This window comes from Neisseria sp. HMSC058F07 (genome assembly GCF_001810035.1).
Taxonomy (GTDB): Bacteria; Pseudomonadota; Gammaproteobacteria; order Burkholderiales; family Neisseriaceae; genus Neisseria; species Neisseria perflava.
The window spans coordinates 60,602-74,894 of the sequence record NZ_KV799663.1 but is presented as its reverse complement, the minus strand read 5'-3'; the positions used below and the strand labels follow the sequence as shown (position 1 = coordinate 74,894).

At 48.0% G+C, this 14,293-nt stretch carries 14 protein-coding genes; 3 read left to right on the top strand and 11 right to left on the bottom strand.

Annotated elements, in window-relative coordinates; genetic code table 11:
• Nucleotides 1–44: 44 nt before the first annotated feature.
• The gene (gene hemN / locus HMPREF2696_RS00555) at nt 45–1,466 is read right to left on the bottom strand and encodes an oxygen-independent coproporphyrinogen III oxidase (RefSeq protein WP_004519630.1); all 1,422 of its coding nucleotides are present in this window, start codon (nt 1,464–1,466) and stop codon (nt 45–47) included.
• A 162-nt stretch (nt 1,467–1,628) separates the two neighbouring features.
• Between hemN and fnr the strand changes: the two genes are divergently transcribed.
• A complete protein-coding gene (fnr, locus tag HMPREF2696_RS00550; protein ID WP_039862092.1) occupies nt 1,629–2,363 on the top strand; it encodes a fumarate/nitrate reduction transcriptional regulator Fnr in 735 nt (244 codons plus the stop codon).
• 86 nt (nt 2,364–2,449) lie between these two features.
• On the opposite strand, the gene HMPREF2696_RS00545 is transcribed toward fnr, so the two are convergent.
• Nucleotides 2,450–3,400: a CysB family HTH-type transcriptional regulator gene (locus HMPREF2696_RS00545; protein ID WP_049344882.1), complete on the bottom strand. Its 951-nt coding sequence runs from the start codon at nt 3,398–3,400 to the stop codon at nt 2,450–2,452.
• Nucleotides 3,401–3,842: 442 nt separating this feature from the next.
• On the opposite strand from HMPREF2696_RS00545, the gene HMPREF2696_RS00540 reads away from it, so the two are divergent.
• On the top strand, nt 3,843–4,604 hold the full coding sequence (locus HMPREF2696_RS00540; protein ID WP_070587458.1) for an OmpA family protein: 762 nt from the start codon (nt 3,843–3,845) through the stop codon (nt 4,602–4,604).
• 135 nt (nt 4,605–4,739) lie between these two features.
• On the opposite strand, the gene HMPREF2696_RS00535 is transcribed toward HMPREF2696_RS00540, so the two are convergent.
• Both HMPREF2696_RS00535 and greA read right to left on the bottom strand, forming a co-directional pair.
• The gene (locus tag HMPREF2696_RS00535) at nt 4,740–5,168 is read right to left on the bottom strand and encodes a DUF4149 domain-containing protein (protein WP_004519635.1); all 429 of its coding nucleotides are present in this window, start codon (nt 5,166–5,168) and stop codon (nt 4,740–4,742) included.
• Nucleotides 5,169–5,266: 98 nt separating this feature from the next.
• Complete coding sequence (greA, locus tag HMPREF2696_RS00530; RefSeq protein ID WP_070587455.1) at nt 5,267–5,743, bottom strand: transcription elongation factor GreA; 477 nt, start codon at nt 5,741–5,743, stop codon at nt 5,267–5,269.
• A gap of 343 nt (nt 5,744–6,086) precedes the next feature.
• Here greA and HMPREF2696_RS00525 point away from each other — a divergent pair, with 343 nt between their 5' ends.
• Nucleotides 6,087–7,496: a PepSY-associated TM helix domain-containing protein gene (locus HMPREF2696_RS00525; protein WP_070587453.1), complete on the top strand. Its 1,410-nt coding sequence runs from the start codon at nt 6,087–6,089 to the stop codon at nt 7,494–7,496.
• Nucleotides 7,497–7,707: 211 nt separating this feature from the next.
• Here HMPREF2696_RS00525 and rplS read toward each other — a convergent pair whose 3' ends face one another.
• The 7 genes from rplS to misR all read right to left on the bottom strand — a co-directional run bounded on the left by rplS (nt 7,708) and on the right by misR (nt 14,228).
• Nucleotides 7,708–8,073, bottom strand: a complete 366-nt coding sequence (rplS, locus tag HMPREF2696_RS00520; RefSeq protein WP_003679470.1) for a 50S ribosomal protein L19 — start codon at nt 8,071–8,073, stop codon at nt 7,708–7,710.
• Between the two features lie 14 nt (nt 8,074–8,087).
• Entirely contained in the window at nt 8,088–8,837 is a 750-nt protein-coding gene (gene trmD, locus HMPREF2696_RS00515; protein ID WP_049336742.1) for a tRNA (guanosine(37)-N1)-methyltransferase TrmD, read from the bottom strand.
• Nucleotides 8,837–9,346, bottom strand: a complete 510-nt coding sequence (rimM, locus tag HMPREF2696_RS00510) for a ribosome maturation factor RimM (RefSeq protein WP_049336741.1) — start codon at nt 9,344–9,346, stop codon at nt 8,837–8,839. The genes trmD and rimM overlap by 1 nt, the downstream gene beginning before the upstream one ends.
• A gap of 15 nt (nt 9,347–9,361) precedes the next feature.
• Complete coding sequence (gene rpsP / locus HMPREF2696_RS00505; protein ID WP_003684452.1) at nt 9,362–9,610, bottom strand: 30S ribosomal protein S16; 249 nt, start codon at nt 9,608–9,610, stop codon at nt 9,362–9,364.
• Nucleotides 9,611–9,685: 75 nt separating this feature from the next.
• Nucleotides 9,686–12,082, bottom strand: coding sequence for a bifunctional acetate--CoA ligase family protein/GNAT family N-acetyltransferase (locus tag HMPREF2696_RS00500; protein WP_049336739.1), 2,397 nt, complete (start codon nt 12,080–12,082; stop codon nt 9,686–9,688).
• A 55-nt stretch (nt 12,083–12,137) separates the two neighbouring features.
• Entirely contained in the window at nt 12,138–13,535 is a 1,398-nt protein-coding gene (locus HMPREF2696_RS00495; RefSeq protein ID WP_004519642.1) for a HAMP domain-containing sensor histidine kinase, read from the bottom strand.
• 15 nt (nt 13,536–13,550) lie between these two features.
• Nucleotides 13,551–14,228, bottom strand: coding sequence for a two-component system response regulator MisR (gene misR, locus HMPREF2696_RS00490; RefSeq protein ID WP_004519643.1), 678 nt, complete (start codon nt 14,226–14,228; stop codon nt 13,551–13,553).
• Nucleotides 14,229–14,293 lie beyond the last annotated feature (65 nt).

Here is a 14,293-nt window from a genome sequence, read left to right as displayed (position 1 = left end):
CAAAGGTCGTCTGAAAATTTTTAGACGACCTTTTCCATTCCTGTTTATACGGTTTGCGAGTATTTGGCTTTGGTTTCTTTATGGCGCAAATGGTAGTCGAACACCATGGCGATGTTGCGGATCAGGAAACGGCCCTTCGGTGTCACGGTCAGGCTGTGCGGTTTGAGACGGACCAGGCCGAGGGTTTCAAGTTGCTTCATATCTTCCAGTTCGGCTGCAAAATAGCGGCTAAACGGAATGCCGAACACGCTTTCGTAAATTTGATAATCAAGCGAGAAGCGGCACATTAAATCCTGAATAATGTTGCGGCGCAGGATATCGTCTTGATCAAGCTGGTAGCCGCGCATAATCGGCAGATGTCCGGCATCAAGAGCGGCGTAATAGGCATCGATGTCGCGCTCGTTTTGGGAGTAGGTGCTGCCGATTTTGCCGATAGAGGACACGCCGATCGCTACCAAATCGCAGTCGGCATAGGTTGAGTAGCCTTGGAAGTTGCGTTGCAGGAAGCCTTCTTTGAGGGCGATGGAGAGTTCGTCGTCAGGTTTGGCAAAGTGGTCCATGCCAATGAAAACGTAGCCGCGCTCAGTCAGGGTTTGGACGCAATATTGCAGCATATCGAGTTTTTCTTCGCTGCCGGGAACGACATTGGTGTCGATACGGCGTTGCGGTTTGAAGATATGCGGCAGGTGGGCGTAGTGGTAGAGGGCGAGGCGGTCAGGGTCAAGCGACAAGACCGTGTCGATGGTGGTTTTGATGCTTTCGGTGTTTTGGTGCGGCAGGCCGTAAATCAAATCGACACTGACGGATTTGAACCCTGCTTCGCGGGCGGCATCGATGACTTCTTTGGTTTCTTCGTAACTTTGGATACGGTTGACGGCTGCCTGCACTTTAGGATCGAAGTCTTGAATGCCGACACTCATGCGGTTGAAACCGAGTTTGCCCAGTTTGAGGACGGTTTTGCGGCTGACTTTGCGCGGGTCGATTTCGATGGAGTATTCGCCGTTGGGGATGAGCTGGAAGTATTTGCGGATCATTTCGAAGACGCGTTCGAGTTGGTCGTCGCTTAGGAATGTCGGCGTGCCGCCGCCGAAGTGGAGTTGCGCAAGCTGGTGTCGTCCGCCTAAATGCGGTGCCAGCAACTCCATTTCTTTTTCCAGATACTGGATATAGGCATCGGCACGGCTTTTGTCTTTGGTAATGATTTTGTTGCAGCCGCAGTAGTAGCAGATGGTATTGCAGAAGGGGATGTGGATGTAGAGTGAAAGGGGTTTGTTGAGCGCGCCCATGTTACGCAGGTTTAAAGCTTGGATATATTCGGCTTCTTTAAAGCCTTCATGGAAGCGGTCGGCGGTCGGATAGGATGTATAACGTGGACCGCTTGATGGCAAACTGGCAATCAATTCGCGGTCGAATTCCGGTAATTCATTGTTTGTGTTAGTGTTATTTGAGATAGGGATGATTTTCATGGTCGGGGCTTGTAGTATGAAGTAAGGAAATTAGGGAAAATTTTAGTCAAAATTTCGATAGTTTGGTAGAATGCCTCATAATGATATGCCAACTTTGACATGGGTCAATAGTTATTCGGCTTCATCAGGGATTGAGAGAACTAAGCAAATTAAAGGTGCGTTATGGCCACACACAATGCAACACATCAAATGAAAACCTTGTGTTCCACATGTTCTTTACGCGAGCTGTGTTTGCCTGTCGGACTGATGCCTAACGAATTTTCACAATTAGACGCGGTTATCCGTCAAAGCCGCCGTCTGAAAAAAGGTGAATACCTGTTCCGTGCCGGCGAGCCGTTTACCTCTTTATTTGCCATCCGTGCGGGCTTCTTTAAGACAACAGTTGCCAGCCAAGATGGACGAGATCAGGTAACCGGCTTTTTTATGTCGGGCGAGCTGATCGGTATGGATGGGATTTGTTCCCATATTCACAGCTGTGATGCTGTGGCTTTGGAAGACAGCGAGGTATGCGAGCTTCCGTTTACACATATTGAAGAACTTGGTCAGGATATTCCCAGCCTCCGTTCTCACTTTTTCCGCTTGATGAGCCGCGAAATTGTCCGAGATCAGGGCGTTATGCTGCTTTTGGGCAATATGCGCGCTGAAGAGCGATTGGCAGCATTCTTACTCAATCTGTCTCAGCGTCTCTATTCACGAGGTTTTGCCGCCAATGATTTTATCTTGCGGATGTCGCGTGAGGAAATCGGCAGCTATTTGGGGCTGAAACTGGAAACAGTCAGCCGCACCTTGTCTAAATTCCATCATGAAGGCTTGATTTCTGTTGAACACAAGCACATCAAAATCTTAGATGCGACAACCTTGAAGAAAATGGTTTCTGGTTGTTCGCACGCTATCTGAATCTTAGGCCGTCTGAAATATTTCAGACGGCCTTTTTAACAAGAATTAAAGAATAATTGTTAAGTTACGCAAGTTATAGTCAGATATTAAATTGAAAAATCTTCAACAACCGGCGTGTACAGAATGCGGTCGACTACTTCTCTGGTCAGTTTCGGTGCAAACATCTGGATAAAGTCATACGCGTAACCGCGCAGGTAGGTATCGGTGCGTAAGGCTATCCAAGTGGGTGATGGTTCAAATAAGTGTGCCGCATCAATCAGCTGTAAATCTTGATCGACCGCAGGATCGTACGCCATTTTCGCCATTAAACCAACGCCCAAGCCTAAGCGGACATACGTCTTCAATACATCTGTATCGGCAGCCGATAAGGCAACATCAGGTTGCTCAATATGCGCTTTATTAAATGTACGCGCAATGCTGCTGCCGGAATTAAAAGCAAATTCGTAAGTAACTAGCGGAAAAGAAGCTAAATCTTCAAGGCTTAAAGGATTGCGGCAGTCCAAAAGAGGGTGATCGTGCGGAACAATCACGGCATGGTTCCATTCGTAGCAGGGTAGTTTGCCCAACTCGGGGTGATCGTCAATGCGTTCGGTAATAATTGCCAAATCTGCTTCTCCGCTGCTGACCATTTGGGCAATGGCAGAAGGGCTGCCTTGTTTGATGGTCAAATTGACTTTAGGGTAGTTTTTGACAAATTCCGCAACGATTTTGGGCAAAGCATAGCGCGCCTGGGTATGCGTTGTCGCGATGGTTAGCGAGCCGCTGTCGTGATCGGTAAACTCGCTGCCGATATTTTTAATGTTTTGTACATCACGCAAAATCCGTTCCGAAATCTCTAATACGGCTTTGCCCGGTTGCGAAACGGAAACCACACGTTTGCCGCTGCGGATAAAAATTTGGATACCCAATTCTTCTTCAAGCAGGCGGATTTGTTTGGAAATGCCGGGCTGGGATGTAAAAAGCGCATCGGCAGCCTCGGAGACATTCAGATTGTGCCGGTAAACTTCAAGGGCGTAACGTAATTGTTGCAGTTTCATGGTAGTAGTACCGAATACGTTGTTATTGTGGATTTTGTGCGACAAACGGCATGTAATTTAACATATTTTGCCCAGTTTTGCCCCGAGTTTTGAAAATGGTTGTTTTTAATGAAAATATCTTTTAATGATATGAAAACAGGAAATTCAGGAAAGAAGAGGGAAAGGGGTTTTGTTGTTTTTGTACAACTTTAGGTAGGTGAATTGTCTGATTTTGCCCTAAATTAATGACACAAGATTGATTTTTCGGCATGATTAACTACTAGGAAGCAGGCACTTCATGATTGTTTGAAGGCATCGAGTATTGACAGTTTGCCTTGCGCTTCTTTATAGTGCAACCTGATATATCCGATTTGCCGCTGTTTTGATACTGCGGCCTGTATATTGGTACTTTGCAGCGGTTGCTTTCCTAGTCCGCCGCATAACAATTTGATGAGGGAATAAAATGACCAAACAGCTGAAATTAAGCGCATTGTTCGTTGCCTTGGTTGCCTCTGGCACCGCTATGGCCAGCGAAGCGCACACCAAACACGGTTACACCGTAAGCAGCCAATCTCAAGAAATCGTCCGTAACAACTACGGCGAATGCTGGAAAAACAGCTACTTCGACAAAGCTACCGAAGGCCGTGTTGAATGTGGTGACCGCGAAGCAGTTGCTCCTGTACAACAAGCTCCTGAGTATGTTGATGAAACTGTTTCCCTGTCTTCTAAAACTCTGTTCGGCTTCGACAAAGACAACCTGCGTCCTGAAGCTCAAGAGAACCTGAACGCTTTGGCTCAACGCCTGAGCAACGAAAGCGTACAAACTGTACGTGTTGAAGGTCACACTGACTTCATGGGTTCTGAGCAATACAACCAAGCTCTGTCTGAGCGTCGTGCCAACGTAGTTGCTAACTACTTGGTAGGTCGTGGCGTTGCTTCTAGCAAAATCTCTGCAGTAGGTCTGGGCGAATCTCAAGCTCAAATGACTGCTACTTGTGAAGCTGAAGTTGCTAAACTGGGCAAAAAAGTTTCTAAAGCTAAGAAACGTGCTGCTCTTATCGCTTGTATCGAGCCTGACCGCCGCGTTGATGTTAAAATCCGCAGCGTGGTTACTCGTCAAGTTGCTCCAGGTCAAACTATCGAAGGTCAAGGCGAATTGCCTGCTACTGATGAAGGTTGGATCCCAGCTCCTTACAATGGCGTTCACGGTTACGCTAAACCTTAATCGGTTTTTGAAAAATGCCCTGCATATTGCAGGGCATTTTTTTATGGTTTATATTTGAAGAGTCGGGGAATTCATGATTCAAAATAAAAGGCCGTCTGAAAGACTTATTTTCAGACGGCCTTTTATTAAGACAGATTAGTTTGACTTGGGCCATTTCCATACGCAAACAGCGGCGAGTATTGTACAAATCAAAAAGATGATACTGGATAAGCCGTGCCAAACGCCGAATGTTCCACCTACTAGGGACAGTAACCAGTTATCTAGTCCGTACTTGTGTGCCTCGATAACCGGCGTAACCAAAAGATGATTACAGGCTAAGAGTAGCCAAAGTACCAATATCCACCAAGAAAGTAAGGCCAGCTGCCGTCTGAAAAAGGCATAGGCTGCGCCAAAAATAACTAAGCCACAAAGTGCTGTAATAGCAAATAAAATGCCGGCAATTTCTCCTGCCAGCATTTTGGGCAGGATGCGGAATAGGATAGGGGCAGTAACATAGCCTGCTGTCAGCTGCATACCAAGCCACATGGCGGCAGCGGTTTGGATAATTTTGTATAGTAGATTCATTATGCTTCTCCTGTGAAGATTTTATTTTCTTTGATTATGGTGTTTTTAGGTACAGCAAAAGGCCGTCTGAAAATGTTTTCAGACGGCCTTTTGTTTATTTAAATATATTGCACGGCAATGATGTCATATTCACGCACGCCGCCGGGTGCTTGAACTTCTGCAACGTCGCCTTCTTCTTTGCCGATCATGGCTCGGGCAATGGGGGAGCCAACGTAGATTTTGTGTTCTTTGATGTCTGCTTCATCTTCACCGACGATTTGGTAGGTAACTTGTTCTTCGGTTTCCAAATCTTCCAGTGTCACAGTTGTGCCGAACACAATTTTGCCTTCTGCATGGATTTCGGCAGGGTTGATGATGTGCGCCATAGAGAGTTTGTGTTCCAACTCGGCAATGCGGCCTTCGATAAAGCCTTGACGCTCTTTGGCGGCTTCGTATTCTGCGTTTTCAGACAAGTCGCCGTGTGAACGTGCTTCGGCGATGGCTTCAATGACTTCTGGGCGTGCTACGCTTTTGAGGTGTTGAAGTTCTTGTTTCAACAATTCTGCACCACGGACGGTCAAAGGGATTTTTTGCATTGAGTTCTCCATGAAAGCATGATGATGCTTTTAAAATTTTATCCGGCCACGCGCGGTAGCCGGATTGGAAATAAAAATACAAGCCGCCAAAGCTTGGCGGCTTGATGAATAAATAAGTAATGCCTGTATTCTACCAAATTCTGCCGAAACCGCAATAATTAAAACGGATTTTCAGTAAAGTGTTGTTTTCTGTCTATTTTGTTTTTCAGACGGCCTGAAAACTAAATATTGAAGTATTTCAAAGCTGCATCGGAAAAACGGTTTCTTAAATGAATGTTTTTGATTAAAATGCCTGATACTAATTCGTAATAATTAGTCTGCTTTGACTATATAAAGAGAATATATGGAAACAAAACCAACTTCCCAAAATGAACAACAGGCTAACCGCCGTTATTTGACTGTTTGGCGATGGCATTTTTATGCCGGACTTTTGGTTGCGCCGTTTTTAACCCTGCTGGCTGTTACAGGGTTGGGAATGCTGCTATTTGCCAATATTACCGGTAAAGAAGGCGAGCGCATACATGTTACGCCTCAGGCAGTGGTTCAGCCTTTGTCGGCTCAGGCTGAAGCTGCCAGACAGTTTGTGAATCCGGAAACTTCCTCTGTGGTGCAGTATATTGCGCCGCGCACAGATGATATGGTTGCCGTATTCCGCGTGAACAATGACGATAAAGCCACTATGGTTGCCGTTGATCCCTATACGGCAAAAGTCGTGAACACGATGCCGCGCGGTCAAGGCTGGTATCACACGATGGATGAAATCCACGGCGATATTATGATTGGGGCGACAGGGGACTACCTGTTGGAAACCGCTGCGTCGCTAACCATCATCATGATTGTGACCGGTATTTATTTGTGGTGGGTAAAACAGCGTAGTCTGAAGGCTGTTTTTTTACCTAAAGCAGGCAAAGGTCGTTCTTGGTGGCGCAACCTGCACGGTGCATTTGGCTCTTGGGTTTCTTTGATTTTATTGCTGTTCTGTCTGTCGGGCGTTGCTTGGGCAGGTATTTGGGGTGGTAAAGTGGTTCAAGCGTGGAGTCAATTTCCTACGGGTAAATGGGGCGTGGAGCCTAATCCTGTATCTTCCGTATCAACCCATGGTGATGTGCTGAACGACGGTAAATCCAAAGAAGTGCCGTGGATTTTGGAGCTGACGCCTATGCCGGTTTCCGGTACGACAATGGGCGAAAACGGCATTAATCCGAGTGAGCCGATGACGTTGGAGACGGTTGACCGCTTTGCGCGCGAAATTGGCTTTAAAGGTCGCTATCAGCTTAATTTGCCTAAGGGTGAGACCGGTGTATGGACGCTGTCGCAAGACTCAATGAGCTACGATATGATTAGTCCGACTGCGGATCGTACGGTACACATTGATCAATACAGTGGCAAAATCCTGGCTGATATTCATTTCGATGATTACAACTGGTTTGGTAAATTCATGGCGGCAAGCATTGCTTTGCATATGGGTACGCTGGGCTGGTGGAGCGTATTGGCAAATGTCTTGTTCTGCCTGGCGATTATCTTTATCTGTGTCAGCGGTTGTGTAATGTGGTGGAAACGCCGCCCTTCGGAAGCGCGAGGTTTAGTTCCTCCTGCACAGAAAATTAAATTTCCGGTATGGTGGGCAATGGCTGTGCCACTTCTGATTTTGGCTGTGATTTTTCCAACGGCCATTGCTACAATCGCTGTTATTTGGATTTTGGATACACTGTTGTTGTCGCGTATCCCAGCATTGGCAAGATGGTTTAAATAACCGTCTGATGTGATTAAAGGCCGTCTGCATCTTTTGTTTCAGACGGCCTTTGTTATAAAGGTTAAAAGAAGCAGGGGGAGTTATAATTCTGTTTAAGTTTATGCGTGAGATGGGAATTGTGATTGGCTTACAGGATTGTGTAAGAAAGACAAGGCGTTCTTGTATAAAAACAAAAAACCCACTTCATTGAAGTGGGTTTTTGATGAAGGCTTTAACCTTTGCGAGCAGGCAATTTTTCTTTAATGCGAGCTGCTTTACCGGTCAGGCCGCGCAAGTAGTACAGTTTGGCGCGACGTACGTCACCACGGCGTTTAACTTCGATTTTTTCTACGGTAGGAGAGTACAGTTGGAAAGTACGTTCTACACCTTCGCCGCTAGAGATTTTGCGAACGATGAAGTTGCTGTTCAGGCCACGGTTGCGGCGAGCGATAACAACACCTTCGTATGCTTGCAGACGGCTGCGAGAACCCTCAACTACGCGTACAGATACGACAACGGTGTCGCCTGGAGCGAATTCAGGGATTTCTTTGTTCAAGCGAGCGATTTCTTCTTGCTCTAATTGTTGAATCAAGTTCATTTGTTTTTCCTAAGTTATGATTGGATTTCCTGTTGCTCTTGCAAGATTTCTTTTAAGAGGCGGGATTCCTTTGGGATTAAACTGCGCTTTTCCAATAAATCGGGTCGGCGCTCTAAAGTGCGTCGCAGTGATTGTTTCAATCGCCACTCGGCAATCAAGCCATGATTCCCTGAGCGTAAGACATCAGGAACTGTCATGCCTTGGAATTCTACGGGTTTGGTGTAATGAGGACAGTCTAAAAGGCCGTCTGAAAACGAGTCTTGTTCGGCTGACTGTATATCGCCCAATACGCCCGGAACCAATCTTAAGACAGCATCCATCAACATCATGGCGGGTAATTCGCCACCTGAGACGACAAAGTCGCCAATGCTGATTTCTTCGTCCACACTGCTTTGCAATAGTCTTTCATCTATGCCTTCATAGCGTCCGCATAGAAGAATAAGATGGGGCAGTTCGGCAAGATCTGCGGCCTTTTTATGTGTCAGCGACTGACCTTGCGGACTGAGATAAATTACTTTGGCAGGTTTTTGCGAGTTTGCTTTGGCTTCTTCAATTGCTGCTTGAAGCGGCGGCGCCATCATAATCATTCCCGGACCACCTCCGAAGGGGCGATCATCAATATAACCGAGTTTGTTGTCGGCAAATTTTCGGGGATTGATGGCTTGAAACTGCCAAAGATTTTGTTTTCTTGCTCTGCCTGTAACGCCATATTTGACAATGCTGTCGAACATCTCTGGGAAAATGGTGATGGCTTGGATCAGCATCAGTAGTCCAAACCCCAGTCGGCGATAATGGTTTTGCTGTCGGTATCGACAGATTCGATATAGTTGGAGACAAAGGGAATCAGGATTTGTCCATGTTCGCCTTTAATCATCAAAACATCATTTGCACCGGTTTCCATCAGGTTGCTGACTTGGCCGAGGACGATGTTTTCTTTGTTGATGACGGTCATGCCGACTAAATCTGCCCAGTAGTATTCGTCTTCCTCAGTAGGGGCGAATGACTCTCTGGGGATTTCGATGGTATAGCCGCGCAAGGCAAATGCTTGGTCGCGATCGTCTATACCTTCAAATTTGACCTGAAGTTCGCCATTGACAATTTTACCTGCCTCAAGCACAACATTCAGGGTTTTGCCATCCTTGCACAACTGCCACTCGGGGTAGTCCAGCAGGCTGTCGGTATATTCGGTATTGGCAGCAATTTTAAGCCAGCCTTTAATGCCGAATACGCCTTTGATGTAGCCCATGGCTACCCGTTTTTGAGTGTCTGTCATGGTCGTTTCGGCTGATTAAGCAGCGATTTTTTGCTCTTTAATCAGTTTGGCAACTGCATCGCTAACTTTCGCGCCTTGAGCAACCCAGTGGTTGATGCGGTCTGCGTCGAAACGTACGCGTTCTTGTTTTTCGTTGGCAACGGGGTTGTAGAAACCTACGCGCTCGATGAAGCGGCCGTCACGACGGTTGCGAGAGTCAGTTACGACTACGTTGAAGAAAGGGCGGTGTTTTGAGCCGCCGCGAGCCAAACGGATAACTACCATTTTGAGTCCTTTTGAAAAATGCGGATATATAGAAACCGCTAATTTTAGGATATTTCACACGGGTTATGCAAGTTTTTATTTGTTTTTGTTGCTGTTTTGCCATTCGTTCAAATCGAGGCTGGCTTGATACAGTCCGCGGTCGGTTTCCGACGGGGTGACGGTAAATCCTGATTTTTCAGCGAGTTTGAGCATTGGGGTGTTTTCTTTGAGGATTTCCGCATTCATGATTTGATAACCTTGCTGTGTGGCAGTTTGGATAATGAGGCTCATCATTTTGCCAGCCAAGCCGGTTTTGCGTGTTTCAGGTGCTAAAGTAATGCCGAACTCGCACTCATTACGATTGATGCGGCTGTAACGGCTAACTGCGACGATACGGCCGTCTGAAGCGAAGGCTGCCCATGCGCATTCGGTATGGAAATCGGGACGGGTCAGCCGTGCGAGTGTGGGCAGCGGTAACTCGTTGGTATGGGTCATGAAGCGCGTATAGCGGTCGGCCGCGGGTAATTGGCGGACAAATTTTTGTTTGGCTTCGGCATCTTCAGGTTCTAGTGCGCGGATGTGCAGTGTGTTGCCGTCGGGCAGGATAAAGGTATCGGTTTGGCTCGGATAGGGTGCGAGTACGTTTTGTATCTCGGGCGTTTCGGTTTTAGGGTGCAGCAGTTCGGAAGCGGCTTCGCCGGTGTTGCGTAGGAATTCGGCTGCGACCGGATTTTTTTGTTGGAGGTAGGCGGCGGCGCTTTGCATTTTTGCTGCAGCTTGTTCTAAGGTTTGGACGGCTTTTTTGGGGATTTTGGTTGTCGGCGCGGCTGGTTTTTCCACAATTTCGGGAATGATGGTGCTGCTGTATTGGCTGCCGTTGTAGTTGAGGATAATGTCGCCGATATGCTGGTTGTTGCGGATAAGCGTGTTTAGGGAATGCAGGAACTGATTGAGAACGGAAGTGTTGTCGAGTTCTGCAAATTGGCTTAAACGCTGGATATCAAGCGTGGTAAAGGGAGGTAATGTGGCTTCGGTTTTGCCGTTGTAATGGGCGGTAAGGATATTGCCGTAAATGGCATGGCGGCTGAACCGGAATTGGACGGCATTGTGTTTTTGGGTTTGGCACGGAGGCAGGTATAGGGCTTCCGCCATCAGTTCGGTTTGGCCGGATGCAATGGCTTTATCGATACTTTTGCTTTTAGGTGTTTTCAGACGGCCTGTTTTGGCTGGCGCAGGGGTATTTTGCACCTGTTGCAAATAGGCTGTTTGATTGCGGAAATAAAGTGTCAGCAAGGCTTCTTCCGGTGTGTTAAACCGAGTCAGGCCGTCTGAAAAACAATAGCTGACGAGAATGGGCTTGCTGGTTTTTTGTGCCAAATTATCCAGAGTTTGATGAATACTGTATGCGTCCGGCGTATCTGGCGAAATAATGCCAAGTAGGGCTTGAGTATGCGGATTTTGTAATTGTTCGAGTGCCAAGCGGTGGATGCGTGCAGGCGTAGGGTTGCTGCCGATGCAGCCTTGTCGGATGGATGGTGCATCGGTTGGGAGGTCGAGGGTCAATTCGCAGGCATTGGCGGTAGTGCGCAGCCATTCTATCGGCGTATCGGACAGAATGGTGGGATGGGTAATGACGGGAATGCCGGAAAGGTAGGCTTTTAGGGCTGCTTCCAGTTCGGCGTTATTGAATACCGGTTGGAAATTGCAATGGCGGCTGAGGCTGCGCAGGATGGCTTTGTCTGTGTCGTCGGTGTAGTGTGTAGACAATAGGATAAGCGGAGTGTGGCGTGTAAAGTGGCGGATGGCACTGAACAGCTCGCGTTGGTTTTCGGCCGGATTGTAGTGGATCACGGCAACTTTAGTATGGCGGTTGTGGCCGAAGCGGTTGAGCCAGTCGGCCGATGTAGTAGGGCTTAGATCATAGTTGAGGCTGATGTGGCGCGATACGCCTTGATGCAGCGTGTTCAGCAGGTGGTTGATGTTGCGGCTGACGGTGCTGTGGCCGGTGAGTAATGCGATATGGCCGGCCGGATAGTCGGTTTGGGTGCTGATGTTGAGGTTGAGTGAGGGAAGTTGGATGCCTGCGCTGTTGCATACGGTGATGTTCAATTCATCGCCGTGATGTTTTTGAATGGTGGAACGGGCGTTTTTGCAGGATTCGGGCGGTAGGTTTTCCCAATCTTGAATCAGAATAATGTGGTGCAGGTCTTTTTTACGGCAGGCTTTGAACAGCGAGTCGTAATGGTCGGGCGGGATAACGGCAACAACCAAATCGGCTTGTCCCGGGATTTTGCTGAGGCTGGAGTAGGAGGGAATGCCTGCTACACTGCTGTGTCGAAGATTGACGGGGGTGATTTTGCCTTGATATGAGGAACCGAGCAGGTGGCTGAAAATGCGTTCGCCAAGGCTGTGCGGACGTTCGCTGGCGCCGACGAGGATGATGTGTTCAGGCATGAAGAAGTAGCCGGAGCCGGTTTGGACGGTTGCGCTCATGATGGTTCCTTATTTGTGTTTTTGGCCGTCTGAAAAGTTTCAGACGGCCTTATTTTTAGACTTCTTTTTTGTCTCCGGCTTTCTTTTTGGGAAGGATAAAACGCATCCTCAGGCCGTTGGGTTTGACATTTTCAGCAATGATTTTACCGCAGTGCTGTTCCATAATGTGCTGTGTCAATGCAAGCCCTAAACCTGTACCGGGCTTGTGCGCGCTGGAGTCGGCGCGATAAAAGGCAGTGAAGATATGCGGAAGCTGCATTTCATCGACACCCGGACCGTTGTCGGTCACATCGATAATCCAGTGTTTGCCGTCTTGTCCGATATGGGTTTGAATGGTGCTGCCTTCCGGACTGTAATTGATGGCATTACGGATAACGTTGTCAAAGGCGCGGTATAGATAGCCTTCGTTGGCGCTGACCACGGCATTTTCGGGGATTTTTGGGTCAATGCTCAGGGTAACGCTTTGGTTGTTTTGGTGGGCAATGCTTTGGTTGTCCTCAATCAAGTTGGTTAAGAACGGAACGAGTTTGAGGTTTTCTTTTTCCAAAGGAATATTGGAAGTTTCCAAGCGGGATAGGGTCAACAATTCGCCGACCAGAGTATCCATGCGCACCAATTCGCCTTCAAGGCGCTTGAGGTATTGCTCTTGCTTTTGCGGCTGAGATTGAATCAGGCCGACAATCGCCTGCATACGTGCCAGCGGCGAGCGCATTTCATGAGAAACGTGGTGGAGCAAATGACGCTCTTTGGCAACAAGTTTTTCCAGTTTCTCGGCCATTTTGTCGAACTGCACGGCAAGGTGGGACAATTCGTCGTCACGGTCGTCAACTTGCTGGGAAATGCGGGTTTCGAGTTCGCCATTGGCTACCCTGTCCATGCCACCGCCAAGAATTTTAATGGGCTTGGTGATGTTGTTGGCAAGGATGTATGCCATCAACAGGCCGACGATGATGATGAAAGACAGAATGATAAATTCATGCCAAATAGGCGAAAGCGGCAGGCCGGGAATAAAGAGCGGGCTAGGGAGGCGTTGAGCCTGATGGTTGTCCCAGCCTTTAATGAAGAAGAGGTATTCTTCGCCGAAACGGTCGTATTCGATGTGGGCTAAATCGGATTCGGGGTTATTGATGGCAAAGATGCGGGCACGTTCGATGGACAGGCTGTCGATGTTGCGGCCTAAAATATCTTTTTTATCGTCGCCGGTAATCACATAAACGGCATTGGAAACCGGATTGTTTTTCCATTCGGAAAGAATTTCGCGCGCACCGCTGTCTCCGCGCGAGTTAAACGCGGAGATGATGCTGCTCATCAATGTGGTTTCGATGGTGCGGCGTTGGTTGAATTGGTTTTCGGCGAGGGTGTTTTGTACCAGCCAAAATGAAAAACTCGCCACAAAGATTGCGCAGACGATGACTGCGCAAAATGTGGCGAAGATGCGTTGAAACAGTTTCATTGATCTGTTTAATCTTTAGTTTTTAACAAACAGGTAGCCTAAGCCGCGTACAGTTTGAATCAGGGAGGCATCGCCCAATTTGTGGCGGATGCTGGAGATGTGTACGTCGATGCTGCGGTCAAATTTAGCCAGTTTGCGGTCGAGTGCCTCGATAGACAGGGTCTCTTTGCTGACGACTTGTCCGGCGTGGCGCATCAAAACTTCGAGCAGGTTGAATTCGGTGCTGGTCAACTCGAGCGGAGTGTCTTTGATGCTGGCTTGGCGTTTTGCCGGGTACAAAACGACGTCACTGACAGAAATGCTGTTAGGCGCGTTGTTTTGTTCGGTGCTGTGTTGCGCACGGCGCAGGATGGCGTTGATGCGTGCCAAGAGTTCGCGCGGTGTACATGGTTTCGGAACATAATCGTCCGCACCCATTTCCAGACCGATGATACGGTCGATGTCGTCGCCTTTCGCGGTCAGCATGATGATGGGTACGGTGCTTTGGGTGCGTACGTTTTTCAGTACGTCCAAACCGTTCATTTTAGGCATCATGGAGTCTAATACGACGACATCGTATTGTCCGGTCAGAATTTCTTGAACGCCGGCTTCGCCGTCGGGAACACTATGAACGTTGAGACCTTCGGCAGTCAGGTATTCGGTCAGCAATTCGGTCAAGAGAGCATCGTCATCTACGAGTAATACGCGACTCATGGAATTTCCTTTTCGTGATTGTATGCGCTGCGGTACTAAATGGCAGTACGGCGCTTAAAATAGAG